Source organism: Saccharibacillus sp. CPCC 101409 (genome assembly GCF_030518235.1).
GTDB lineage: Bacteria > Bacillota > Bacilli > Paenibacillales > Paenibacillaceae > Saccharibacillus.
The window spans coordinates 441,205-463,841 of sequence record NZ_JAULSA010000004.1 but is presented as its reverse complement, the minus strand read 5'-3'; the positions used below and the strand labels follow the sequence as shown (position 1 = coordinate 463,841).

The window sequence follows — 22,637 nt, the reverse complement described above, 5'->3', positions numbered from 1 at the left end:
TGTTTGGGTTTGCATGGAGCGAAGTCTAGGCTAAGCTTGCGGGACGCCCGTTACTGGATATAACTCTTCATCGTCTCATACATCTGCGCCGCATATTTATCCGTATCGTCGCGCGACATGCGCAGGCGGTCCACGGAAGAACCGTAGCCGACCTCCGGCAGACCCGCTTCCAGTCCTTCGAAAATGCCGTTCGTAAACTCGTCCAGCGGTTCCCCGTGCGTATGCAGTCCGGCTCCGCCGAGGTCGGTATTGACCGCCGGCGGCGCGATTTCGATCACTTCGACCGACGATTCGGACAGTTGGAGCCTGAGGCTTATCGTGAAAGAGTGCAGCGCCGCTTTGGTTGCCGAATACAGCGGTCCGATCGCGAACGGCGTAAAGGCCAGGCCGGAAGTTACATTGAGAATCGCCGCAGCTTCCTTGGCCGCAAAGTACGGAGCGAACAGGAAAGACAAATGCGCGGGAGCGTCGAGATTCGTCGTAATTTCACGGCTCAATTCTTCCCAGTTGTTTCTCGCGTCGGCTTTCAGTATGCTGAACCGCTGCTGGATGCCGGCGTTATTGATCAGCACGTTGATGTCCGGATAATTCGTCGTTACCCAGTCGAACAGCCCGATGCGTCCTTCCGCGGTGTCCAGATCGGCGACCCGCGAGATTAGTCCGGGATGCTGCTCTTTGGCTGCTTCCAGCACATGCTCGCGCCGTCCGCAGACGATGACCGTATTGCCCAGTTGTAAAAAGCGTTCCGCAAAAGCCAGTCCGATTCCCGAGCCTCCGCCGGTGATCAAGATCGTGTTTCCTGTCAGTTTCATTGCAGTTCCTCTTTTCTGTTAGGTTATTTTATTTGGAAACCTGCTGCAAAGACTGTCTCTGCACGCGTTCTTCATAAGTGGCGATCTTGATATTGATTCCGTCGAGCGCTTCGTGCATCACCGAAATCTCGTACAGCACGTTCTGCCGGTGTTTAAGCATCATATCGAGCCTTTGCCGCGTGGTGCCGTCGCCTTCGACGACCCAGTTGACATACTGCCGGATCGAGCCGAGCGGCATGTTGGTGCGTTTGAGATTCATCACGACTTTCAGCAGGATCATATGAAATTCCGAGAACATCCGGCGTCCCGCTTCGTCGCGTTCAAGCAGGGGGATCAAGCCTTTTTTCTCATAATAGCGCAGCGTCGATTCCGGAACCCCGAACTGCGCCGCGGCTTCGCTGATCGAAAAATAGTTCATGGTGGAGGCCTCCAAATCCTAGCGGTTACTGTCGACAAATTCATCATAGGACTTAAACCATGGTTTAAGTCAAGCGCTGCGGCCAAAAATTTTTTGATAGACGGAAAAGTTGAGAACGCACGTGCTTTTTCGGTAAAATGAAACGTATACATCCTATATAAACGTCAAGGGAGAAATTATGCTGAAAACGGTGCTCGGAAGGTTCAGGCTCGCCGGTTATCTGGAAGGGATTTCGTTTTTATTTCTGCTGTTTGTCGCCATGCCGCTCAAATATATGGCCGACAGCGGGGACGCGGTTCGAATCTCGGGCATGATCCACGGGATCTTGTTTCCGCTGTATCTGATCGCCGCCCTGCATGCTTACGGCAGGCTGCGCTGGTCGTTCAAAATGCTGCTGTCGGCCGTGCTGCTGGGCTTTCTTCCGGCGGGCACGTTTATCTACGACGCTTATCTGCGCAAACAGATCCAAGCGGGGCGCGCGTATGCGACGCCGGAAGCAGCCCGGGCCGCCGGAGGAAGAGAAGGAATCGAACGCGCGGGATAAACAGGCACGGATGTACGCGGAGCTTCGGGGGAGAACAAGCCTTGCGGCTTTTCTTTTCATTTTCGAAAGGAGAGGATCGTTATGGAGCGGCAGGTGGATTACAAAAAGGACTTCAAAGCGCTGTATCAGCCGAAGGAGCAGCCGGAGATCGTCGATGTGCCCGCTATCCCTTTTCTGATGCTCGACGGCGAAGGAGACCCCAACCGGGACGAATTCGTTCTGGAAATGCAAGCCCTGTACAGCCTGAGCTACGCGGTCAAAATGTCGGTCAAAAGCGAAAGCGTGCCGGACGGGCCGAGCTGTCAGATGATGCACACCGGCAGCTTCGACGACGAGCCGGCCAGCTTCGCGCGGATGGAGGATTTTTGCCGGGAAACCGGGTGGATTCGCTCCAGTCCGACGCACTGCGAAATCTACCTGTCCGATCCGCGAAAGACGGAGCCGGCCAGACTTAAAACGGTGCTGCGGTTCCCGGTGGAGAAGCGGTAGGGAGGGCTACTTTGCCGGAGGAGGAATGATGAGCGTGAGGGACGAAGCTTCGATCGCATTAAGGGCGTTGACGATGGACGATTACGAAACCGTGCTGCGCTGGAGCCGGGACGAAGCATTCTGCGAAGCGAACGAGTGGGGAACGAATCGCGATCCCGAGGAGCTTCGCCGCTGGTGGGAATCCGTGGTACGCAGCGGCAAAGCCGACTTCGTCCGCCTGGGCATCGAACGAGGCGGCCGCTTGATCGGCTACGCCGATCTGGCGGGAATCGGCGGCGGCTCGGCCGAGCTGGGAATTGCGATCGGCGACAGCGGAGTCTGGGGCCGGGGCGCCGGCCGGCAGGCCGCACTGCTGATGCTGGACTACGGACGCAGCGAATGCCAACTGGACTTTTTTACCGCGGAAACGCACGAATCGAATCTTCGAAGCCGGCGGATGCTGGAGAGCATCGGGTTCGAAGAAGTCGGCCGCAGCGGCAGCGAGGAGTACATGGGGAAGACGGAGCGGTTGATTCAGTATCGGACGGAGCCGGGCACGCGCGATACTCGGCAGGGAACGGATTGATTATCGAGGAGGCGAAAGCCGTGAAAACCATCCGAAATATGTTCAATCATCTTGACTGGGCGAATCGAAATATGCTGGAAACGCTGCAAAGCGAAGGGGCCGGAGAGCGGCAGGTACGCCTGTTCGCTCATCTGCTGCATGCGGAGCGGGTCTGGCTGATGCGGCTTCAAGGAGAAGACAGCTCGGGCATCGCGATCTGGCCGGATGCGGATCTGGCGCACTGCGCGGAAATGGCGGAGCGGAACAAGAAAGATTTCGAAGTGTTTTTCGCCGCAGCGGCCGAAGAAGATCCCGATCGAATCGTGACCTACGCCAACAGCAGCGGACGGGTCTTCACGTCGTCGGCCCGGGATATTCTCACCCATGTCGCGCTGCACGGGCAGTATCACCGGGGACAGATTAATCTGCTGCTGCGCCGGGACGGGCTGGAGCCGATCAATATCGACTACATTACGTTTGCCAGATAGAAGCTATACCGCGGCAATAAGGGGATGAAAGACATGCAAAACGCATTTATTCATAATGTTCAACTCAATATAATCAAGAAACAGGCGAATTTCGTTGTGAAAACGATGCGCGGGATTACGGATCGCATCGTGCTGCAAACGGTTAAAGAAACGGCGGCCGCCAAAGCGGTCGCGGCTTTCGACGAACTGACGGAGGAACAGAAGACGCTGCTGGAGCGGATTACGGCGTGCGCCGCGGAGGAAGAGATCGCGGATTATCTGGAGTCGCTGGAAGCCTATTTGATTCCTTTTCCCGAAGTGACGCCGAACCAGATCCAGAAGCTGTTTCCGAAAGCGAAGAAGCTGAAAGTGCTGGAACTTGCGATCGTCGACTACGCGCACACCACGTATCTGCGTTGGAGCGATATCGCCACGAACCGGTTGTTTATCGTGTATCCGTACGCGGACCGGCTGCTCGGCGTCGAAGGGCGCATCACGGCCGCGAATAAAAGAGGCTTCTGCATGTTCTGCAACCGGCATCGGGAACTGGGGCTTTTCAACGTGAAGAAAGACGGCGTTTCGCCGGACAGCTTCTCTTCCGTAGGCAAGTATATCTGCATGGACCATGAAGCCTGCAACCACAGCATTACCGACACGACGGCGCTGGAGAACTTTTTGCTGTCGGTGGGGAAGTAAGATCGGGACCGTTCTACGGAACGGTCTTTTTTTGCATAGTCCGGCGTTGTCTATAGAGCTTCGCCCTGCTATACTTCTTGCATACCGATTCGATTGGGGGTTATACCGTGGCAACTTGGTCAGCACCGGATTGCTCGTTTATCACAACAGCCTTACGCGAAGCCTGAATAGGGGCGGACTTTGTGTAGGGCGCGATGACCAGATCATCTATCGCTCCCCGGCAGTTCCATAACGGTTCAACCCGCAGGCTTCGCACCTTATGGCTCGATCATCATAAATAAGGGGCTGAATGCTATGCAAACCCAAACACCGTTTATTCACAATCATCAACTGAACGTCATCCGCAAACAAGCCGATTTCCTGCTGAAAGCGCTGCGCACCGTCGCGGACCGCAAAGTGCTGGAAACCGTCCGGTACACCTCCGTCGTCAACGCGCTCGAAGCTTTCGGCGAGCTGACCGAGGAGCAAAGAGAACTGCTGGAGCGGCTCGGAACCTATGAAGCCGCGCACGAGATTCAGGACTATCTGAATGCGCTGGACGCATACCTGATTCCTTTCCCGGATATTGCGCCGAAACGGATTCAGAAGCTGTTTTCCAAGGTCAAGAAGCTGAAAGCGCCGGACCTGCCGACGCTGGACCTGCATCATACGACGTACTTGAGATGGGTCGATCCGGCCGTGCACCGCCTGTTTATCGTGTACCCGCGGGCCGGGGATTTCGTCGGGATCGAAGGACAGATTACGGCGACGAACCGCAAAGGGTACTGCGCGTTCTGCAATCGCCATCAGGATCTGGGATTCTTCAACGTTAAGCTCAAAGGCAGCTCGCCGGACAATTTGTCTTCCGTAGGGCAGTACGTTTGCATGGATGACGAAGCTTGCAACCATAGCATCACCGACCCGGCTGCGCTGGAGAAATTCCTGCGCTCGGCGGGGAAATAAGATGGAACGCGGGACCGCTCTTCGGAGCGGTCTTTGCTGCGTCAACCGATCCGATTTAAGTCGTAAAAGGCACTGGCAATCAACGGAAAGTCCGCGATTGCGATCATCCCGGACCCAGACGGAATACCTTCTCGCAGGCGGCTTCCGCATGGTCTCCCCGCGCTTTGTGGGTCGCGACGACTTCTTCGTCATACAGAATCGTACAGCTTATCCAACTGGCATCGCCGGCCGCTTTCGCCCGGACGTGAGTGGAGGTCAGCGGGATGAATACGTTTTTGGAGACGGCAAAGGTTTCCCGGTAAGGAACTTCGACGGAATCCAGTACAACGCTTTCCGGATTCTCGCGGGCATTGACGTCCACCTCAAGGTCGGCCGCCGTGCTTCCGTCGCTTTCGACGACGACTTCTACAAGGATGTCATCGGAGTCTTGAGCTTCTTCCGCTCCGCAGGCCGGCAGCAAGATCAGTCCGCCCGCCAGTACGAGCAGAGGCCCGGCGTTTTTTTTCGCAAATTTCCATCGTCTACTGTTCTTCATCTCGATTCCCCTTTCTCTCCTTCAGGAAAAATTCGATCATTTCATCGAGGTAAGCCACGAATTCGCTGTCCATGCCCATGACGACAGGTTTCTCGCCGGGAGCGGGTTTGATGAGGTCCCCGTACTTTTGCGCGAGCTCTTCATCGCCTTCGAATAAATCCAGCGTCAACTCGTACAAGCGGCCGGCGGCGGCCTGTGCTTCCGGAGAATGCGGGGAGGCCGGCATAATCGCTTTGATCCGGTGAAAAATGCTGAACATTTCTTCCATCCGCTTATCCTCGCTTCCCAGGACGGGCAGGCGATTCAGGATGTTTTTCTCCTCTGAAGTAAACGGCAGATCGTCTCCGAATTCGGCCGGCACAACCCCGTCTACAAGCGGTCGGTCTTCCAACGCTTCGATCACCTGGAGTAAATCTTCCGCATCGCGGGTGCCGCTGAGCCGGATCACATGAGCGGCGGCCCGCAGATAATACTGCTTCCGGTCCAATTCCGCTTTTTTTCGTTCGATAAATTCGATTTGTTCGTCGAAAGAAGCGGCCCAATTTTCTTTTTCCTGCGCGCTTTGCCGATCTTGCAGCAGTTGTTTGATTTGTTCCAACGTATAGCCGATCGATTTCAGCAGCAGAATTTTTTGAAGGCGGAGCACCGAATCATCGTCATAGTAGCGATATCCGTTTTCCATCACGATACTGGGCGGCAGCAGTCCGATTTGTTCGTAATAATGGAGCGTTCTTTTGCTGATCTTCGCCCTTTTGGCCAGGTCTCCGATCCGGATCATGGTTCACCTTCCCTTCTTTGAAAAAGTATAAACCATCACGTATACGTGAGTGTAAAGCCTTCCGCCGCGAAAAAATAAAACAGCGAAAAGAGCCCCGCCGCTGACAACGACGAAGCTCCGGAACTTTTTGCGCCGCGCTTCAAAACTTCATCTTCCTTCCGGCCGACGGCGTTACATTCCTTGCTCCGCCCGGTGCCGCTCCAGTACGTAAAGCGTATAGGCGATCCCCGGCAGGGCGAGCTGCATCTGGGAATAGAAGCTGCGCGGAACGCCGAGACCGGCTTCGAACAACCAGATGCGTCCGCTGCTGTCGATGCCCAGATCCAGCCCCGCTTCATGGAATCCGTTTCCCATCTTGTCTTCGAGAACCTGTGCCAGCAGCATGGAGTACTCGTCGATTCTCGTATCCGCTTCGCCGCCGGGTTGTTCGTCGAACCGATGCATGAGAAAATCGGCCCAGGTACTGGATGCCCGGTAGACAGCGGGGTTATTGGTGATCTTCATATGCGGCACCAGCGATAACGAGACTGATTTGAACGCGACGACCCAGCGGTTTTGTCCGTTCTTGGACACATGCGAGCGAACGTGAAAAGGAAAACCCTGCGGCATCTCGCTATGGATCATCTGCTGAACCAGGTAATTTTCGTCCAGCAGCGGCTCTATATGCTGCGCCAGTTCTTCCCTGGCGAAGCTGCGCAGCGTCTGCTGATCGAACCATTCGATCCGATCGCCTTTGGCTTCCACCGTAAACGCATCCCGGCCTTTTGCTCCTCCGTTCGGCTTGAACACCACCTGCTTATGCTGATCCAGGAACTCCAGGACGCTGTCCGCATCCCGCAGCCGGATAAAAGGAATCAGGCTGCGGCTCAGCTCTTCGTGATTCCGGATCAGGTTGTAGACCTTCGTTTTGGTCGTCGATCGTCCTTTGAGCGTATGATCGAGCGGAATGCCTTCCAGCTTGCGGTACGCCTCCTCGTATCGGGCGATGCCCAGGCGCCGCATACCGTCGTAAATTACGTCCGGGTACGGAAACTCCCTGCGAACCCATTCGTTGTCTTCCAAAGCCGTTCCGACAATACAATCTTCCCGGATATCGGAGTAATGGAAGCTGTAAAAATCCGCTCCATAGTGAGCGGCCGCCAGCGCGCATGCCCTCAGTAGAGATAATTCGCCTTTCCAGCGCAGCATCATGCCGATCAGCGGTCTTTGGCTCATCTGGTTTCCTCCCTAAACTTCGCGTTTCCCAATCTGTTCGCGATGTTTCTTCAACACGTAAAGCGTGTATGCCACAGCAGGCACCGCCGATTGCATTTGGAAATAAGGCGTTCTCGGAAGACCGAGACCGGCTTCGAACAGCCAGAATCGGTTTTTCGAATCCACGCCCAGATCGAGTCCGAGCTCATGGAAGCCGCCGCCGATCTTGTCCTCCAGATATTGGGCCAGATGAATGCCGTAGTCGGTTAGCTTTCGGTCCATCGGTCCGTTTTCCTTCTCGCCGAACTGGTGCCTCAGATACTCGGGCCACATGATCGTTCCCCGGTAAGTAAAATCGCTGTTGGTGATCTTCACCTGGGGTTTCATCGAGAGCGTGACCGATTTGTACGGGACGGTCCATTGGTTTTGTCCGTTCTTGGACACATGGATACGGATATGAAAAGGGTACCCGTGCGGCGTAACGCTGCGGATCATCTTCTGCGCGCAGTACTTTTTGGAAACGAGCATATCAAGGACCTTGAGCGTTTCTTCGCGGTCCAGACGGTGCAGATACTGCTGGTCGTACAGCTCGATTCCGTTTTCCGTAAGCTCCGCGGTAAAGATCCGTTCGCCCATCGCGCCGCCGTCCGGCTTCAGGATGACCCGCTTATGTTTCTCGATAAACGCCAGAGTCTTCTCCGGTTCGCTTACGGACATGAACGGAATCAAATGCTGCTTGAGCTCGGCGTTCTTGCGAATCATATTGTAAATCCGGATCTTGCCGTAAGCCCGGCCTTTAAGCGTATGATCGATCGGAATACCTTCGATCCTGCGGTAGGCGTTCTCGAACAGGCGGTTGCCCCGTCGGCGGGTGTTGTCGTAGACGACGTCGGGATAACGAAACTCTTTGCGCACCCATTCGTTGTCCTCCAGCTGCATCCCGACGATCGAGTCTTCTTTCATATCCCACGTGTGAAAATAGTACAGCTCCGCTCCGTAATAGTCGGCCGCCAGCGCATAGGCCCGCATCAAGTCGCCCGTGACTTTCCAGCCCAGCATCATGCCGATCAACGGTTTTTGGCTCATGATATCCCGCCTCCTGTATCCCCTGTATCTATATATAAATGATACCGCTTACGGTCATTGTACCCAATGCAGCGGCGTTCGACAAAAAATGATGGTCAAAAGCGCAGGAACAAATATACATATTTTGTTGACATTGGACCGGATTCAACTTGAATAAGAGAATATTTTTATTGAAAATGATATTTATTGGAATTATTATGTGAATAAAGGGAGAGATTATCCGGAAGGAGGCTTGGCGTGAGCGAAGTTTCGATGATTGCAGCGGGGAGCGCAGCAGAAGAACAGCGGTTTCTGTACAAGGTTTACGCGGACTCGCGCCGCGAGGAAATGGAAAGCTGGGGATGGAACAAAGAGCAGCGGGCCTGGTTTCTGCAAATGCAGTACGAATTTCGACGGCGGTCTTACGAGATGCGGTATGAAAAGCCGGAGGTTTATGTAATCGGCGCAAACGGGCAAAGGGCCGGACAGGTAACGACGGCGGCTCAGGACGGGATGCTGTGGATTGTGGACATTGCGGTACTATCGCCTTTTCGAAACCACGGCATCGGCACGCGGGTCATTCGCGATCTGCAAACGCAAGCGGCGCGGCAGAGGCTGCGGGTCGGACTGCATGTGCGGCTCGACAATCCCGCGGCGCGGCGGCTGTACGAACGTCTGCGTTTTCGCGTGGAGTCGGCGTCGGAGCTGGATGTAGTCATGGAGTGGTCGGACACGGCGGGAAGCGCAAGCTTGAACCACGAAGGGAGAATCGAAAATGGCTGATCCGTATATGGGAGAAATTCGTATTTTTGCAGGCAAGTTCGCGCCGAGAGGATGGGCATTGTGCCAGGGGCAGCTTCTGGCTATTCGCGATAATACAGCATTGTTTGCCCTACTTGGAACCGCGTACGGCGGGGACGGGGTGCAGACTTTTGGACTGCCCGATCTCAGGGGAAGAGTGCCGATTCATTCTTCCGCTTCGTTTCCACGGGGAGCGGCTGGAGGCACGGAAGCGGAGACGGTGAATGTTTCGCAGCTTCCTTCCCATACTCATCTGGCACAAGGGGTCGCGGCTGCGGGTACGCAGGCTTCGCCGGCCGGAGCGTACTGGGCGGGAGCGCCGATCTACTCGGATGCGCAGACGGGCAAGCCCGTCCAGATGAGCCCGCAGGCGATTTCGGCGGCCGGGGGCGGAACCTCTCATGAGAATATGATGCCGTCGCTGACCGTAAACTTTATTATTGCGCTGGTCGGCATATTTCCGATGCGTCCGTAAAGACTTTTGTTCCCCATTCTTGTATAGAAAAGGAGTGACGACGGATGAGCGATGCTTATTTGGGCGAGATTCGTTTGTTCGCATTCGGTTTCGCGACAAGGGGATGGCTGGCCTGTGAAGGCCAAACCCTTCCGATCAATGGAAACGAGGCTTTGTATACTCTTGTCGGCAGCACATACGGGGCAACAAGTTCGACGTTTAATCTGCCCGATCTGCGCGGCAAAGTGCCGATTCATTTCGGAGCGGGCATTACGCTGGGGGCCGCGGGCGGAGATGCCGTTCACACATTGACTACGGCCGAGATGCCTTCGCATTCTCATACAGCGCGCGCATCTTCCGCTACCGCAACCAGCGCTACGCCGGCGGGGAGCGTGTGGGCGAAACCGGATTCGCAAACGCCTTATTTATCGACGGGCACATTGGCGGCCATGAGTCCGGGAGCTATTGCCAGCACGGGGGGGAATGGCACTCACAATAATATGCAGCCTTATTTGCCGATTTACTTCGCTATTTGCGTGCAGGGCGAATTCCCGTCGAAACCTTGAGGAGGAGGAAGACGAATGACAGAAGCGTTTATTGGAGAAATCCGTTTATTTTCCGGCAATTTTGCTCCGAAAGGCTGGGCTTTTTGTAACGGTCAGCAGATGTCGGTCAACCAGAACCAGGCTTTGTTCTCGATTATTGGAACCACATATGGAGGAGACGGTGTAAATAATTTCAATCTTCCCAACCTGCAAGGGACGGCGCCGATCGGGCAGGGGCAAGGAAACGGCCTAACCGGCCGGACGATGGGACAACAGGTCGGCCATGCGGCGGTCACGCTGAATCAAACCCAAATTCCGATGCATACGCACACGCCTGTCGGCGTAGAAGCGACACAGGCGTTGACCACGCCGGCAGGAAACTTCTGGGCGCAGGCAACGCCTACGGGCCGGCCCGCTACTTCGAAGCCTTTGTACGGACCTCCGGGAGCGGACGGCATGGCGGGAGCGTTATCGCCCAGCGGAGGCAATCAGCCTCATAATAATATGCAGCCGTACCTGGCTGTAAGCTACATCATTTGTCTATCAGGGATATATCCGTCGCAGCAGTAGGGAGCGGAAGGAGCCAATTATGAACGTATATGACCGCGGTGCCAGAAGACACAAAGCCCGACTGCCGAGAGCTTCGGTTATATTGATGCTGGCGGTTCTTGTTTTATCGAATTTATTTTCACTGGCAGCTTATGCTCAAAGCGGCACGGCGGACGGGAAGTATAACTTCAGCGATTTGGGCGTCGATAACTCAGGAGGAACCGGATATAAGAAGATCGGCGACAAGTTTATTGTTACGAACGGAAATGAACAAACTACTCCGCCTAACGGCAGCGCAAATACGTCTTTTTACCCGGGCAACCAGAACACGCCCGGTGCGACGGGAAGTATTACGTTGATGGCCGAAGGAACGACCGTGAACCGTTCTTTTACTTTTAAAGACCTGGGTATCAGCACGGTTCCCGATCTCAGTCAAAATGAAGCAACGCTGACCCAACTGACCCTGGTCTTAAAAAATGCGAGCGGTTCCACAATTGCCACGCTGGGCGGCAGCGGAAGTTACCCGCTGCCGATCGGAAGCTCGAACGCTACGGTCCAGGTATCGAGTTTGCTGAACAGCGGCACGCCTTACAATTACGCGAACGTGTCTTCAATCACAATCACCTGGAAGTTTAATTCGGCATCAGTTGAGCCTTCCAACCTGGCGTTCGACGATATTACCGTAGCCAATATCAGCTCCAGCGCAGCCACCAATGCCGCTGCGCCGACGATCACGACACAGCCGGCGGACAAGACGGTGAACGTCAACGCGACGGCCAACCTGACCGTGGCGGCGACGGCGAGCGGGACGCTGAGTTATCAGTGGTACAGCAATGCCACGAACAGCTCGACGGGTGGTTCGGCAATCAGCGGCGCGACAAGCGCGACCTACTCCGCGCCGACCGGCACGGCGGGCACGACGTATTATTACGTGGTGGTGACCAACACGGATACCAGCCAGACCGGCAACCAGACGGCGAATGCCGCGAGTCAGGTCGCGAAAGTTACAGTGGCCGCGCTGACCAATGCAGCTGCGCCGACGATCACGACGCAGCCGGCGGACAAGACGGTGAACGTCAACGCGACGGCCAACCTGACCGTGGCGGCGACGGCGAGCGGGACGCTGAGCTACCAGTGGTACAGCAACGCCACGAACAGCTCGACCGGAGGTTCGGCGATCAGCGGCGCGACAAGCGCAACCTACTCCGCGCCGACCGGCACGGCGGGCACGACGTATTATTACGTCGTCGTGACCAATACGGATACAAGCCAGACCGGCAACCAGACGGCGAATACCACGAGTCAGGTCGCGAAAGTCACGGTCTCCGCGCTGACTAATGCAGTTGCGCCGACAATCACGATGCAGCCGGCGGACCAGAACGTAAACGTCAATGAGACAGCCAACTTGACTGTAGCGGCCACGGCAAGCGGGACGCTAAGCTTTCAATGGTACAGCAGCACGACGAACAGCACGACCGGCGGATCGGCGATCAGCGGCGCGACGAGCGCGACGTACTCCGCGCCGACCGGTACAGCGGGCACGACGTATTATTACGTGGTCGTGACCAATACGGATACCAGCCAGACCGGCAACCAGACGGCGAAGACTACAAGTCGAGTCGCGACTGTAACGGTCGCCGCGCTGACGGATGCGGCTGCGCCGACGATCACGACGCAGCCGGCGGACCAGAACGTAAACGTCAATGAGACAGCCAACTTGACTGTAGCGGCCACGGCAAGCGGGACGCTGAGTTACCAATGGTACATCAACAATTCCAACAGCGCCGTGGGCGGAGTCCTCATCAGCGGCGCAACGAACGCGACGTATTCGGCTTCGACTTCAAACGCGGGAACCGATTACTACTATGTGGTGGTAACCAATACCGACACGAGCCAGACCGGCGATCAAACGGCGAGCACGACCAGCCGTGTGGCGACGGTGACCGTCAACTCGCTGACGAACGCCGCCGCACCGACGATCACGATGCAGCCGGCGGATAAAAACGTCAATATGAACGACGCCGCTTCGTTGAGTGTGTCGGCGACGGCAAGCGGAACGCTGAGCTTTCAATGGTACAGTAATACGACGAACAGCGTGATCGGCGGATCGGCGATCAGCGGCGCGACAGCCGGGACGTATTCCGCGCCGACGGGTACGGCGGGGACGACGTATTATTACGTCGTCGTAACCAATACGGATACCAGCCAGACCGGCAACCAGACGGCGAGCATCACAAGCCAGGTCGCGAAAGTTACAGTGGCAGCACTGACGAACGCCACGGCCCCGACCGTTTCGGCTCAGCCTTCGGACCGGTCCGTCAATGCGGGCGAAACCGCGGAGCTGAGTATCGAGGCGTACGGCAGCGGAACATTGAGCTACCAGTGGTACAGCAGTACGACCGACAGTTCGACCGGCGGTACACCGATTCCCGGCGCAACGGGCGCGAAGTATACTGCGCCGACCGGTACGGCGGGAACTTCGTATTACTATGTGGTCGTTACCAACACCGATCCGAATCAAAGCGGCGAGCAGCAGGCGACTGTAACCAGTCGGGTCGTAACTGTAAAGGTCGCCGCTCTCAACGATGCACCGGCTCCCGAACTGACGGCGCAACCTTCGGACCAATCGGTCGGCGCGGGCGGTACGGCTCGCTTGTCCGTCACGGCCGCGGGCAGCGGCGAACTGAGCTACCAGTGGTATCGCAATTCGACAAACAGCATCACCGGAGGAACGGCTATCGGCGGCGCGACGAGCGCGGCGTACACGGCGCCGACCGGTACGGCGGGGACGACGTATTATTACGTCGTTGTCACGAATACCGACCCGGACCGAACCGGCCAGAAGACAGCATCGACAACCAGCCGCGCGGCTGCCGTAACGGTAGTCTCGAATTCGTCGAACACCGGCGGCGGTTCAAACAGTACCGGAACGCCGACCACGCCGCCGACCACGCCGCCTTCGACTCCGGCCGCGACGTCCGGGGCGACGGTGCTCGTTAACGGAGTGCCGGAAAATTCGGGCAGCGCCGTAGTATCGCAGGATCAAGGCCGCTCGGTCACGACAATTCAACTCGACGAACAAAAGCTTCAGCAGCGGATCGACGCTGCGGGAACCGGAGCGGTGATTACGATTCCGGTATCCGCGCAGACGAGCGTAATCGTCGGCGAATTGAACGCACGAATCGTCAAAGGAATGGAAGAAAAACAGGCTACGCTGGAAATTCGTACGGACCAGGCGGCCTATACGCTGCCTGCGTCGCAGATCAACGTCGATGCGATCTCCGCTCAACTGGGCGGAAGCGCGGCGCTTCAAGATATTGCGGTGCGGGTGCGGATCGCCGAACCGACGGCCGATCAGGCAGCGCTTGTCCAACGGGCGGCGTCTGCCGGATCGTTCGAGATCGCCGCGCCTACATTTGATTTCTCGGTGCAGGCCGTTTATCAGAACCGGACAATTGAAGTCAACAAATTCGACGCTTATGTGGAACGCATGATCGCGCTTCCGGACGGAACCGACCCGAATCGGATTACGACCGGCGTGGTTGTGGAACCGGACGGCAGCGTGCGGCATGTTCCGACCCGGGTGACGCAGGTGGACGGCAGGTATTACGCAGTCATCAACAGCCTGACGAACAGTCTGTATTCCGTGGTCTGGCATCCGTATACGTTTAACGATCTGAACGGCCACTGGGCCGAAAATATAATCGACAACATGGGATCGCGCATGATCGTAAACGGCGTAGCCGATCACGAATTCATGCCCGACCAGTCGATTACGCGCGCGGAATTCGCGGCGATCCTGGTTCGAGGATTGGGACTTACCGGAACAGCCGCTTCCGGCACCTTCTCGGATATCCAGCCATCCGACGAGTCTTACGAAGCCATCCGCACGGCCGCGGCATACGGACTGGTCAACGGATTCGCCGACGGCACGTTCCATCCTTCGGACCGCATCACACGCGAACAAGCGATGACCATGATCGTCAGAGCGACGGAACTGACCGGATTGAAAAGCGGCGCTGCGGGTTCGGACCTGTCGAATTACCGGGACGCCGGCCAGGTTGCATCGTGGGCCAGAGCGAGCACGGAACTAAGCGTACAGCTCGGAATTGCGCAGGGCCGAAGCGCAAGCGTACTGGCTCCCAAGTCCTGGCTGACGCGCGCCGAGACCGCAGTTATGGTCGAACGTCTGCTCCGAAAATCGAATCTGATCTGAAACGTCGACCGCCAGCCGAATTTACGCTCCAAACCGCCCTTTTCCGAAGAAGTTATCGGGGAGGGGCTTTTTTAATGAATGAAATAGAAGTTATATTAGAACGTGTAAGCAATGCGTACTACCCCTGCTGAATTTTCTGTATAAGCGGTCTTCGAAGACTTGAGTATGGAACAAATTTGAGAAGCTACGCATATTGAAGAGGAGGTTTTTGTTTGATCGCATTGAAATGTACGCAAGCTTTGTTCAAAGATATGAAAGCGGCGCCGGCCCCGGTGGAGCTCGAAGGGATCCCCGATCTGCTGTGCTGGCATGTCAATTTGTACAAACTGAATAACCGCAAACATATTGTATTCGTTAACGACGCGAGCCGTCTGGCTATTCTGATCGATGGCGTTCGCAGCGGTCAGATCGGCTCATTGCAAAAAAAATTCGTCGAGACGCTTGAACGGTATTTGCTCGTCGAAGGAGTCGAAGAGGAAAGTATCGAAGCCTATTTGCGGTGTTCTTCGGAAGTCTTTATTACCAGAACCGATAACCGCAGCGTACTCGGAACAATGAAAGAAGTTACTTATTTTACGCATGACGATTTTAACGATCCGATCGAGCGGATGAAATGGATAAATCGGCTGATTCATAAACCGATCGATTATCTGCAGCCGATCGACGTTTTTATTACGGAGCTGGGTCGGTCGGAACTGATCCAGGCGGCGAAGACCACAATGGAAGAAAAGATGGACGATTTTACACGTACGCGCGTTATCCGGATCATGGATCAGTATACGCAAAACGCCGTGCCGGAATCGATCAGGGATCAAGTTCGGATGATCTACGATCTTGGCGAAAGCAGCGTAACGCTGATGGAAGAAAGACCCGCTTTCCAGAGCGAAGAGTGGGTAAAGCTTCCGATCGCGCAGTTCAGACTTCGAGGCGGACGCTGGAAGGTGTACTGGCAGGACAGCCGTGACAATTGGCATTACGTGTACCAGATCGAGCCGAGCGAGGACTTTGAACGGCAGTTGAAAATTGTCGATGAAGACCGGACCGGGATGTTCTGGGGATAGATCGAGTTTCTACGTCTTTCAAACGGGAAAATAACTCTTTTCTGTCAAAGAAAGCGGTTTGGCCCGTTCAACTTCGGCGTCGTCCTGCTGCGGCATCTTTTCTTCGATCCTGAGGTCGATAAATTCCACGATCTGCTGGAGCGCGGCGATCTGGCTGACGATGCTTCCCCGCTGCTTTTTCAATTCCTCGACCAGCTCCGCATGCGAATCGTGATCGGTGCCGGCGGAAGCTTTCATAAACGGCTTCATGGCATCCAGCGACAAGCCCGTTTTTTTGAGGCAGACGATCAATTGCAGGGTATCGACGTCTTTACGCCGGTAAACGCGGTGCCCGTTTTCCTTGCGCCCGGGCTGAGGCAGCAGTTCGATCTTCTCGTAATAACGGATGGTTTCTTCGGTCAATCCGGTCATCTTCGCGGCCTGGCCGATCGTAAACGCCGCTTCTGCGTTCATATCCATTGCGCACCTCCAAAAGTAACGGTCAGAAGCATTATACAGGTTGAAGCCGACTTCAGGTCAACCTTTCGCCGCGGAAAATTCTTTTGCACATTCGGTCTTGACTTCAAGTCGGCTTCAGCTTCTATCATGACGCTAATACCGAATGAAGGAGTGGATGCAAATGAACCCCAAATACCGACCGCTGATGGAGCCTTTTCGTTTCAAAGAAGGAATGGAAGCGCGCAACCGCATCGTGCTGGCGCCGATGACGATCGCGCCTTCCCTGCCGGGCGAGGCGCTGTCCGGGCACGAGATCGCCTACTACGAAAGCCGGTCGAGCGGCGTCGGACTCGCGATCACCGGAAGCGCGTTTGTCGCGCCGAGCGGCAAAGTATTCGAAGGCGAGCTGGCGGTGGATCGGGACGAAGCCGTTCCGGACTTGAAACGGCTTGCGCAGGCGATGAAGCGGGGCGGAGCCAAAGCGATCCTGCAAATTTTTCACGGTGGCCGCATCTGCCCGCCGGGAGTCGTTCCGGGCGGCGAAGTCGTCGGCGCGAGCGCGGTGAAAGACGATGTCTCGGGCACGGTTCCCCGCGCGCTCGAAGAAGAGGAGATTGCGGAACTTATTCGGGCTTTCGGAGCCGCCGCCCGCAGAGCGATCGAAGCCGGCTTCGACGGGGTGGAGATCCACGGAGCGAACCGGTTTCTGATCCAGCAGTTCTTCTCCCCCTATACCAATCGGCGCGGCGACCGCTGGGGAGGGGACGCGCAGCGGAGAATGGCGTTTCCGCTGGCGGTGGTGGACGAAGTGCTGGCGGCGGTATCCGAGCATGCGAAGCGGCCGTTCCTGGTAGGCTATCGTTTCTCGCCGGAAGAAGAATCGACCCCGGGCATTACGATGCGCGATACCCTTGAGCTGGTGGATACGCTTGCGGACAAGAACCTGGACTACCTGCATATCTCGCTGATGGATTTCTACGCCAGACCGAGACGCGGAGTCGAGGACGAGCGCTCCCGCATGGATATTATCCTCGAACTTGTCGGGAAGCGGGTGCCGGTAATCGGGATCGGATCGCTCCGCACGCCGGACGACGCGCTGGGCGCGCTGCGATCCGGAGCGCCGCTGATCGCGCTTGGACGGGAGCTGATTATCGACCCGGACTGGGTGGAGAAAGTCGAGCAGGGTAAAGAAAGCGAAATTCGCACCGAGCTGACGCTCGGCGATCGGGAGAAGCTGGGGATTTCGGAGCTGCTGTGGCGGCAGATCCTCGCCAAGCCGGGCTGGTTCCCGTTTGCGGAAGCGGGCTTGGGAGACGCAGGCGATTCGGTTTGAAAAAATAGCGATTACTAGGGCGTGTCTTCAAACCTGCCAATGTGCACCTTTTGCCGCCTTTTCGTCCTCCGCCGCGTCACTTTCCCTTGACGTGCCCCGGCACGACTGCGAAAAAGTTCCTTGCTGAGAACGAAAATTCGGTCAAATCTGCTTCCATCGAGGTTTGAAGACACGCCCTAAGCGGACTGCCGGAAATTTCGGAGTCCGCTTTTTATTGCTGCACGGGTTCATTTTAAGCCGGCGGTCGGACCGGAGTCTTGAAGTGTGGTAAAATATACCTCAAATCGATTGTTGTCATACGCCTGGATCGAGCGGATATGGTTGGAGGATTACGAAGCTTTTTTGAAAAAATGATGGTTGGCGGACAGTGCGGTAAATGCAGGCGAGAATCCGATATTTATCGAAAGAAGGTGAAGCATGAAAAGTAACATCTCGCTGCTCGTCACCGGCGCGGCTGTGGCGGTGGTTGCTGCCAACTACCGCGCGTTTCCCAAAAAGGACCCGATCTCCACAGACGGCCTGCCGGAATCTTATCTGATCGAAGCGGCCGGGAACCGGACGGATTTTCAGACGAACAAAGAGTGCGCCGCTTTTTCGAGCGCTTATGTGCTGCGTCACCTGGGCGTGGAAGCGGACGGGAATGCGCTGTACAGGAAGTACCCGCGCAAGCTGCTGGACGGCACGGTCGATCCCAAAGGCATTCTGGTGTTTTTTAGGCAACAAGGAATCGAAGCCGACTTCTATCGCGGAACCGTGGAGACCCTCAAAATGAGGATCAGCCTCGGGACGCCCGTGATCGCTTTTATCAAAGTGCACGCCAATAAAAGATATGCGCATTTCTCGCCGATCATCGGGTACCACCGCGACCACTTCTATCTGGCGGAATCGCTGGAACACAAGGCAAACGATCAAGGCGGCATGGAAAAAGGCTATAATCGGAAGCTGCCGATTGCCGAGCTGGAGTCGCTTTGGAGAACGAATCCTTTTTACCGGCAGTCTTATATTGTGGTGAGTCCGTAAATGTATGAACGAAGAAACACCGAAAACGACCCTCGATCAACCGGCGATTGCGATCGGACGAGCCGTTTTTTGTTGTGCGGACGAACGAATAATCCGGTCTGCCGTTTATAAAGTGTATAGGTGAACAAAATGCGGGAAAGGAAGCTCCTGTGATGAGTTTGTTTAAAATAGCAGGCGAATCGATCTTGGCCGAAGCGGTTGAACCGGAGATCGCGACGCCGCTGGGCACGGTCGCGACCGAGCTGATCGCGGACGGGAACGAAGACCGGTTCGAAGCGCGCGAAACAAGATTTTTGCCGTCCGGCTCGTATATCGTGTATGGAGGCGGACGACTTTTCGAAGCCGAACTGCTGGTCGCAAACGCACGACCTCCAATGCCGGAACATATGACACTTGCGGGCTGCCGGGCTTTTGTATGGAGAGTCAGGCCGAACCGACAGAAAATTCGAAATTTGCGATTCGCGCCGCGATTGGCTGCCGAATCTTTTTCCGGGCGAAGACGCAAAGCAAGAACTGATCCGGTATAGAGAAACAGGTCTGGAAGTTCTTCTGCCGGGGCCGAAGCCGTACGACATCTGCCAGATTCAATTCTTGGTAGCGTAGAGCGTGACGGCTAAAGAATACAATGCTCCCTGGCATGCGGCCGATTTACCCGGAACCTTTATTTTGCAGGAAGCCGGAGTAACATGAACCGCGAAGGAAATGTCATCCGGTTCGACGAATATATGCTTACCTGAAAAAAAGGCATAAGAAAACGAGGGATTACAATGACGCAAACCATTCTGTATTTCGTCCGGCACGCCGAGTCGTTCTACGCGGAAGGCCGGGAGCGGGAACGCGGGCTGTCGGAGCAGGGCACAAGAGACGCGCAGGCTGCCGCCGAGCTGCTGCGTCCCGAACGTATCGACGCGTTCGTTTCCAGTCCTTACGAGCGGGCAGTCGCGACGATCCGCCCGGCGGCGGAAGAACAGGGGCGGGAAATCCGGCTCGAAGAAGATCTGCGCGAGCGGAAGATCGGCGATTTTGCCCCCTACTCGTTCGCGGATGCCAAGCGGCGGGCGCTGGAGGAACCGGCGTTTTCGTTTCCGGGCGGTGAATCCGGCGAAGCTGCGCAGGCGCGGGCGATGGCGGTCGTCCGGCGGATCGTAAAGGAATATGCAGGGCGAAAAATAGCGCTCGGCACGCACGGCGATATCATGACGCTGATGCTAAACGGATTCGACAGCCGCTTCGGGTACGAGTTCTGGACGTCGACCACAATGCCGGATATTTATCGGATGACGCTGGACGGCGAAAAAGCAGTCGAAGTCAGGCGGCTATGGACGACCTGAGCGGCCGATACGTGGTCCAGTCTCGCAAAAAGCAGGGACAGTCGATGACGATTACGTTTCGGGAAGACGAGATTCTGATTGTGGCCGAGCGCTCCCGGGAAACGGAAGCCAAAGGGTGGGAGTGGGTCCGAAGCGCTCAGTGGATCAACGGAACGTATTACGTGGAGGTGCATCCGCCCAAGATGACCGTTATCCTGAAAACGTTGAACGAAGAAGAACGGACCGCTTTTGCGGGATGGGCGGCGAATCGCAGGAAAAAGGAAGCGGTGTAAGATCGAAGAAACCTTATTCAAGACGTATTCTGGAACAGGATGCGGATGCGTGCGGGCACGCTGAAGGCTTTGAAATGCGCTTTTCAAATTGCCGAGAGCCTTTAGAAAAATAGCGAAACCGAATAGAAAAGGAGGCGCCGTTCCGATACTCAGCGAAAAAGACGTCGATAAAAAGCTCTGGTTCACGCTGGACGATCACGACTGCGCGGGCGAGCATTACATCCTTGGGAACCCGCACACGTTTCCCGGGCGAATAATGGGCTGGTGCACGAAGAAGCAGAAAAGCTTTTTCTTCTCGCTGGTCGAAATTGGAGAGATGTCCGAGCAAACCCGCTATTGGATCAAAGGATTTCTGTACGGAAACGAACCCGATCAGCCGTACAACGACGAAGAAGGCAAATTGTTCAGCGGCGAAGAGTACGAACGCTGGTTTGAAGCGGTGCAGCTGTTTCATGAAACGGGCCACTGGAACGATATGGAGGGACGGGTGTGCGACACCTGCGGCAAAGATCTGCTTCCGTCCGAAATGGGAGTGCGATGCAGAGATTGCGCGGAAGGGGGAGCATGAGGGCACAGCGAAGAAACCCGAATAACTAAACACGGAGGCATCCATATGGGAACGAAATTTGCCAATTTTCATCTGAAAACGACGGATGAAGCTGCGCTGGACGAAGTCCTTCGGCATTTAAGCGCAGCGGCGGTGTCAAAGCTTTCTTCTTTCGCAGACGCGGGGCCGGAACCAAGCTTTCTGGAACGGGTTATTCGCCAAAACGGGAACGAACTCACCGCGGATTTTCCGAAGATCAATTTGCCTTCCGTCTCGTTTTACGTGAATCACGGCGAGCGTTGGAGCAGCGTGCTGAACGACCATCTGGCATGGGGAATAGTAGAGGAAGTCGGAGAGATTGCTTCTAATTTTACGGACCAGCCCGTGATGACGATCGGTTTTTTCGACGAAGATGTGTTTGAGTTTACGCTGTTCGAGGCCGGAGAAATAAAAGTCAAAAAGTACTTTTGCGGCAGCGGCGTACGGGAAGATTACGGCTTGGAGTCGGAGCGTGCGGATGCCGAGTATACGGCGCGAACGCTGGAAACGGATCTGGAAAGCGTGGAAAACTGGTTCGCCATCGACAATCCGGAAGCGGCGATCGACGAGCTTTCGCGACTGACCGGGGTGCATTTTTGGATACATTCCGCATGGATCGACGACGACCCGGAGATCGAGGAAGTCTACGCCAAGCGTGTATACAAGCTGCAGCGGTAATAGCCGTAACCGAAGCGTTTGAACGTTAAAAACCGATACGGAAAGGAGCCGCCCGATGAACGATTCGATTACAATAAGAAGACTCTCCTGCCCGAAAGACGCCGAGCTGCTCGACCGCACGTTTGCGGATATTTATCCGTGGCATACCCCGGGCGATTACTACGAGCGGTGTCTCGAAGAGAACCGGCAGGGCTCGCGGATTACGCTGATCGCTTCCTACGACGGAGTGCTTGCGGGCGGCGGCCATCTGCTGCTGCGTTCGGAATACCCTCATTTTCGCGAAGCCGGCATCCCGGAGATCAACGACCTGAACGTCTTTCCCAAATTCCGCCAAAAAGGCATCGCCGCACGGCTGCTGGACGAGCTGGAACGCAGCGCCGCCGGGCATTCTTCGATCGTTGGGCTGGGCGTGGGGCTGTATGCGGATTACGGCAGCGCGCAGCGCATCTACACCGGGCGCGGATACGTGCTGGACGGACGCGGGCTTCAGTATCGCAATCAGCCGGTGCCGTCCGGACAGACGGTGACGGTGGACGACGACCTGCTGCTGTATCTGGTGAAAAAGCTGGATAACGGCGGCCTATAGCCCTTTAGCGTTGACAAGGTAATAATCTGAAGCGTCCGGTCGAAAATTCGAGCCTTCCGCTGCCTGATTTTTTATCGCACAGACCGGTTCTTTTACAACGGGAACCGGTTTTTTTGCTGTGCATAAAAATGGATATCCGTATTTCATTTTCTATAAAATGTTTATTTTGTACCTCGTTTTCTTTAGTTTGAACTCTATTTACCAAGCTTGTTCAAATGCTAAACTTTCCCTGTAAAACATTTACATATCGAGAGGAGGAGGGAACGAACTCGCTTCCGGAAAC

At 55.8% G+C, this 22,637-nt stretch carries 27 protein-coding genes; 20 read left to right on the top strand and 7 right to left on the bottom strand.

Going from position 1 to position 22,637, the window contains the following annotated elements:
• Positions 1–50: 50 nt before the first annotated feature.
• Entirely contained in the window at positions 51–812 is a 762-nt protein-coding gene (locus QWJ34_RS12410) for an SDR family oxidoreductase (RefSeq protein WP_302728132.1), read from the bottom strand.
• Between the two features lie 28 nt (positions 813–840).
• Positions 841–1,230, bottom strand: coding sequence for a MerR family transcriptional regulator (locus QWJ34_RS12405; RefSeq protein WP_302728131.1), 390 nt, complete (start codon positions 1,228–1,230; stop codon positions 841–843).
• 178 nt (positions 1,231–1,408) lie between these two features.
• Here QWJ34_RS12405 and QWJ34_RS12400 point away from each other — a divergent pair, with 178 nt between their 5' ends.
• The 6 genes from QWJ34_RS12400 (at position 1,409) to QWJ34_RS12375 (ending at position 4,912) form a co-directional block, all read left to right on the top strand.
• Positions 1,409–1,774, top strand: coding sequence for a DUF3817 domain-containing protein (locus QWJ34_RS12400; protein ID WP_302728130.1), 366 nt, complete (start codon positions 1,409–1,411; stop codon positions 1,772–1,774).
• An 81-nt stretch (positions 1,775–1,855) separates the two neighbouring features.
• Positions 1,856–2,263: a GyrI-like domain-containing protein gene (locus tag QWJ34_RS12395; protein ID WP_302728128.1), complete on the top strand. Its 408-nt coding sequence runs from the start codon at positions 1,856–1,858 to the stop codon at positions 2,261–2,263.
• Positions 2,264–2,291: 28 nt separating this feature from the next.
• Positions 2,292–2,828: a GNAT family N-acetyltransferase gene (locus QWJ34_RS12390; RefSeq protein WP_302728126.1), complete on the top strand. Its 537-nt coding sequence runs from the start codon at positions 2,292–2,294 to the stop codon at positions 2,826–2,828.
• A 20-nt stretch (positions 2,829–2,848) separates the two neighbouring features.
• Positions 2,849–3,295 (top strand): DinB family protein, encoded by a 447-nt coding sequence (locus QWJ34_RS12385; RefSeq protein WP_302728124.1) that lies wholly within the window; start codon positions 2,849–2,851, stop codon positions 3,293–3,295.
• A 24-nt stretch (positions 3,296–3,319) separates the two neighbouring features.
• Entirely contained in the window at positions 3,320–3,970 is a 651-nt protein-coding gene (locus QWJ34_RS12380; protein ID WP_368046559.1) for an FBP domain-containing protein, read from the top strand.
• A 294-nt stretch (positions 3,971–4,264) separates the two neighbouring features.
• Entirely contained in the window at positions 4,265–4,912 is a 648-nt protein-coding gene (locus QWJ34_RS12375; protein WP_302728120.1) for a FusB/FusC family EF-G-binding protein, read from the top strand.
• Between the two features lie 103 nt (positions 4,913–5,015).
• Here QWJ34_RS12375 and QWJ34_RS12370 read toward each other — a convergent pair whose 3' ends face one another.
• From QWJ34_RS12370 to QWJ34_RS12355, 4 genes are all read right to left on the bottom strand, one after another.
• Positions 5,016–5,447: an SdpI family protein gene (locus QWJ34_RS12370; RefSeq protein WP_302728118.1), complete on the bottom strand. Its 432-nt coding sequence runs from the start codon at positions 5,445–5,447 to the stop codon at positions 5,016–5,018.
• Positions 5,434–6,225, bottom strand: coding sequence for a MerR family transcriptional regulator (locus tag QWJ34_RS12365; RefSeq protein WP_302728117.1), 792 nt, complete (start codon positions 6,223–6,225; stop codon positions 5,434–5,436). Before QWJ34_RS12365 ends, QWJ34_RS12370 begins: the two co-directional genes overlap by 14 nt.
• A gap of 171 nt (positions 6,226–6,396) precedes the next feature.
• Entirely contained in the window at positions 6,397–7,440 is a 1,044-nt protein-coding gene (locus tag QWJ34_RS12360) for a YheC/YheD family protein (protein WP_302728116.1), read from the bottom strand.
• A gap of 12 nt (positions 7,441–7,452) precedes the next feature.
• Positions 7,453–8,505, bottom strand: coding sequence for a YheC/YheD family protein (locus QWJ34_RS12355; RefSeq protein ID WP_302728115.1), 1,053 nt, complete (start codon positions 8,503–8,505; stop codon positions 7,453–7,455).
• A gap of 237 nt (positions 8,506–8,742) precedes the next feature.
• On the opposite strand from QWJ34_RS12355, the gene QWJ34_RS12350 reads away from it, so the two are divergent.
• The 6 genes from QWJ34_RS12350 to QWJ34_RS12325 all read left to right on the top strand — a co-directional run bounded on the left by QWJ34_RS12350 (position 8,743) and on the right by QWJ34_RS12325 (position 16,110).
• On the top strand, positions 8,743–9,267 hold the full coding sequence (locus QWJ34_RS12350) for a GNAT family N-acetyltransferase (RefSeq protein WP_302728114.1): 525 nt from the start codon (positions 8,743–8,745) through the stop codon (positions 9,265–9,267).
• A complete protein-coding gene (locus tag QWJ34_RS12345; protein ID WP_302728112.1) occupies positions 9,260–9,760 on the top strand; it encodes a phage tail protein in 501 nt (166 codons plus the stop codon). The genes QWJ34_RS12350 and QWJ34_RS12345 overlap by 8 nt, the downstream gene beginning before the upstream one ends.
• A 44-nt stretch (positions 9,761–9,804) precedes the next feature.
• Positions 9,805–10,305 carry a phage tail protein gene (locus tag QWJ34_RS12340; RefSeq protein ID WP_302728110.1) on the top strand — a complete coding sequence of 167 codons (501 nt, stop codon included), beginning with the start codon at positions 9,805–9,807 and terminating at the stop codon, positions 10,303–10,305.
• A 15-nt stretch (positions 10,306–10,320) separates the two neighbouring features.
• Positions 10,321–10,854, top strand: coding sequence for a phage tail protein (locus QWJ34_RS12335; protein ID WP_302728109.1), 534 nt, complete (start codon positions 10,321–10,323; stop codon positions 10,852–10,854).
• Between the two features lie 337 nt (positions 10,855–11,191).
• The gene (locus QWJ34_RS12330; RefSeq protein WP_302728108.1) at positions 11,192–15,049 is read left to right on the top strand and encodes an S-layer homology domain-containing protein; all 3,858 of its coding nucleotides are present in this window, start codon (positions 11,192–11,194) and stop codon (positions 15,047–15,049) included.
• Positions 15,050–15,261: 212 nt separating this feature from the next.
• Complete coding sequence (locus QWJ34_RS12325) at positions 15,262–16,110, top strand: DUF6933 domain-containing protein (protein WP_302728107.1); 849 nt, start codon at positions 15,262–15,264, stop codon at positions 16,108–16,110.
• Positions 16,111–16,128: 18 nt separating this feature from the next.
• On the opposite strand, the gene QWJ34_RS12320 is transcribed toward QWJ34_RS12325, so the two are convergent.
• On the bottom strand, positions 16,129–16,569 hold the full coding sequence (locus QWJ34_RS12320) for a MerR family transcriptional regulator (protein ID WP_302728106.1): 441 nt from the start codon (positions 16,567–16,569) through the stop codon (positions 16,129–16,131).
• 160 nt (positions 16,570–16,729) lie between these two features.
• Between QWJ34_RS12320 and QWJ34_RS12315 the strand changes: the two genes are divergently transcribed.
• The 8 genes from QWJ34_RS12315 (at position 16,730) to QWJ34_RS12280 (ending at position 22,354) form a co-directional block, all read left to right on the top strand.
• A complete protein-coding gene (locus QWJ34_RS12315; RefSeq protein ID WP_302728104.1) occupies positions 16,730–17,881 on the top strand; it encodes an NADH-dependent flavin oxidoreductase in 1,152 nt (383 codons plus the stop codon).
• Positions 17,882–18,298: 417 nt separating this feature from the next.
• Positions 18,299–18,901 (top strand): cysteine peptidase family C39 domain-containing protein, encoded by a 603-nt coding sequence (locus QWJ34_RS12310; RefSeq protein ID WP_302728103.1) that lies wholly within the window; start codon positions 18,299–18,301, stop codon positions 18,899–18,901.
• A 152-nt stretch (positions 18,902–19,053) separates the two neighbouring features.
• Positions 19,054–19,428 (top strand): hypothetical protein, encoded by a 375-nt coding sequence (locus QWJ34_RS12305; RefSeq protein WP_302728102.1) that lies wholly within the window; start codon positions 19,054–19,056, stop codon positions 19,426–19,428.
• 240 nt (positions 19,429–19,668) lie between these two features.
• Positions 19,669–20,232, top strand: a complete 564-nt coding sequence (locus tag QWJ34_RS12300; protein ID WP_302728101.1) for a histidine phosphatase family protein — start codon at positions 19,669–19,671, stop codon at positions 20,230–20,232.
• The gene (locus QWJ34_RS12295; RefSeq protein ID WP_302728099.1) at positions 20,220–20,504 is read left to right on the top strand and encodes a hypothetical protein; all 285 of its coding nucleotides are present in this window, start codon (positions 20,220–20,222) and stop codon (positions 20,502–20,504) included. The genes QWJ34_RS12300 and QWJ34_RS12295 overlap by 13 nt, the downstream gene beginning before the upstream one ends.
• A gap of 316 nt (positions 20,505–20,820) precedes the next feature.
• Positions 20,821–21,072, top strand: coding sequence for a hypothetical protein (locus QWJ34_RS12290; RefSeq protein ID WP_302728097.1), 252 nt, complete (start codon positions 20,821–20,823; stop codon positions 21,070–21,072).
• A gap of 45 nt (positions 21,073–21,117) precedes the next feature.
• The gene (locus QWJ34_RS12285; RefSeq protein ID WP_302728095.1) at positions 21,118–21,768 is read left to right on the top strand and encodes a hypothetical protein; all 651 of its coding nucleotides are present in this window, start codon (positions 21,118–21,120) and stop codon (positions 21,766–21,768) included.
• A 55-nt stretch (positions 21,769–21,823) separates the two neighbouring features.
• Positions 21,824–22,354 carry a GNAT family N-acetyltransferase gene (locus tag QWJ34_RS12280; protein WP_302728094.1) on the top strand — a complete coding sequence of 177 codons (531 nt, stop codon included), beginning with the start codon at positions 21,824–21,826 and terminating at the stop codon, positions 22,352–22,354.
• Positions 22,355–22,637: the final 283 nt, after the last annotated feature.

Bases quoted from the DNA above. Each gene is read 5' to 3' on its own strand.
- QWJ34_RS12410 (WP_302728132.1), bottom strand. From the start codon at position 812: ATGAAACTGACAGGAAACACGATCTTGATCACCGGCGGAGGCTCGGGA.
- QWJ34_RS12405 (WP_302728131.1), bottom strand. From the start codon at position 1,230: ATGAACTATTTTTCGATCAGCGAAGCCGCGGCGCAGTTCGGGGTTCCG.
- QWJ34_RS12400 (WP_302728130.1), top strand. From the start codon at position 1,409: ATGCTGAAAACGGTGCTCGGAAGGTTCAGGCTCGCCGGTTATCTGGAA.
- QWJ34_RS12395 (WP_302728128.1), top strand. From the start codon at position 1,856: ATGGAGCGGCAGGTGGATTACAAAAAGGACTTCAAAGCGCTGTATCAG.
- QWJ34_RS12390 (WP_302728126.1), top strand. From the start codon at position 2,292: ATGAGCGTGAGGGACGAAGCTTCGATCGCATTAAGGGCGTTGACGATG.
- QWJ34_RS12380 (WP_368046559.1), top strand. From the start codon at position 3,320: ATGAAAGACATGCAAAACGCATTTATTCATAATGTTCAACTCAATATA.
- QWJ34_RS12375 (WP_302728120.1), top strand. From the start codon at position 4,265: ATGCAAACCCAAACACCGTTTATTCACAATCATCAACTGAACGTCATC.
- QWJ34_RS12370 (WP_302728118.1), bottom strand. From the start codon at position 5,447: ATGAAGAACAGTAGACGATGGAAATTTGCGAAAAAAAACGCCGGGCCT.
- QWJ34_RS12365 (WP_302728117.1), bottom strand. From the start codon at position 6,225: ATGATCCGGATCGGAGACCTGGCCAAAAGGGCGAAGATCAGCAAAAGA.
- QWJ34_RS12360 (WP_302728116.1), bottom strand. From the start codon at position 7,440: ATGAGCCAAAGACCGCTGATCGGCATGATGCTGCGCTGGAAAGGCGAA.
- QWJ34_RS12355 (WP_302728115.1), bottom strand. From the start codon at position 8,505: ATGAGCCAAAAACCGTTGATCGGCATGATGCTGGGCTGGAAAGTCACG.
- QWJ34_RS12345 (WP_302728112.1), top strand. From the start codon at position 9,260: ATGGCTGATCCGTATATGGGAGAAATTCGTATTTTTGCAGGCAAGTTC.
- QWJ34_RS12340 (WP_302728110.1), top strand. From the start codon at position 9,805: ATGAGCGATGCTTATTTGGGCGAGATTCGTTTGTTCGCATTCGGTTTC.
- QWJ34_RS12335 (WP_302728109.1), top strand. From the start codon at position 10,321: ATGACAGAAGCGTTTATTGGAGAAATCCGTTTATTTTCCGGCAATTTT.
- QWJ34_RS12330 (WP_302728108.1), top strand. From the start codon at position 11,192: ATGGCCGAAGGAACGACCGTGAACCGTTCTTTTACTTTTAAAGACCTG.
- QWJ34_RS12320 (WP_302728106.1), bottom strand. From the start codon at position 16,569: ATGGATATGAACGCAGAAGCGGCGTTTACGATCGGCCAGGCCGCGAAG.
- QWJ34_RS12315 (WP_302728104.1), top strand. From the start codon at position 16,730: ATGAACCCCAAATACCGACCGCTGATGGAGCCTTTTCGTTTCAAAGAA.
- QWJ34_RS12310 (WP_302728103.1), top strand. From the start codon at position 18,299: ATGAAAAGTAACATCTCGCTGCTCGTCACCGGCGCGGCTGTGGCGGTG.
- QWJ34_RS12305 (WP_302728102.1), top strand. From the start codon at position 19,054: ATGAGTTTGTTTAAAATAGCAGGCGAATCGATCTTGGCCGAAGCGGTT.
- QWJ34_RS12300 (WP_302728101.1), top strand. From the start codon at position 19,669: ATGACGCAAACCATTCTGTATTTCGTCCGGCACGCCGAGTCGTTCTAC.
- QWJ34_RS12295 (WP_302728099.1), top strand. From the start codon at position 20,220: ATGGACGACCTGAGCGGCCGATACGTGGTCCAGTCTCGCAAAAAGCAG.
- QWJ34_RS12290 (WP_302728097.1), top strand. From the start codon at position 20,821: ATGTCCGAGCAAACCCGCTATTGGATCAAAGGATTTCTGTACGGAAAC.
- QWJ34_RS12285 (WP_302728095.1), top strand. From the start codon at position 21,118: ATGGGAACGAAATTTGCCAATTTTCATCTGAAAACGACGGATGAAGCT.
- QWJ34_RS12280 (WP_302728094.1), top strand. From the start codon at position 21,824: ATGAACGATTCGATTACAATAAGAAGACTCTCCTGCCCGAAAGACGCC.